The sequence below is a fragment of the Halorubrum sp. SP9 genome (assembly GCF_005435015.1).
GTDB lineage: Archaea > Halobacteriota > Halobacteria > Halobacteriales > Haloferacaceae > Halorubrum > Halorubrum sodomense.
This window is the reverse complement of record NZ_SGXU01000683.1, coordinates 1-244: the sequence shown is the minus strand read 5'-3', so window position 1 is coordinate 244 and position 244 is coordinate 1. Positions and strand designations below refer to the sequence as shown.

The 244-nt window shown below is 65.2% G+C and carries 1 protein-coding gene; it reads right to left on the bottom strand.

The window, feature by feature from the left end; all coding sequences use genetic code 11:
* On the bottom strand, positions 1-244 hold a 244-nt coding region (locus EXE45_RS18990), incomplete at both ends, for a cytochrome c oxidase subunit 3 (protein ID WP_137695200.1).

The window sequence follows — 244 nt, the reverse complement described above, 5'->3', positions numbered from 1 at the left end:
GGGTCGCCGTGGGCGTTCGCGGAGATGGTCACGCCCTTGTCGAAGACCTCGTGGTTCCACTCCCACATCTTGATCGCCATGAAGACGAACCCGAGCAGGATGGTCGACCCCAGCGACGCCAGTAGTCCCTGCCGGCTCTTCCGGCGGGCCGCAACCAGCGCGAGGATCACGGTGAACGAGGACGTGAGCAGCACGAAGGTGTTGATCAGTCCGGGTAGCGGGTCGGTCAGCGGCTCCCACGTCA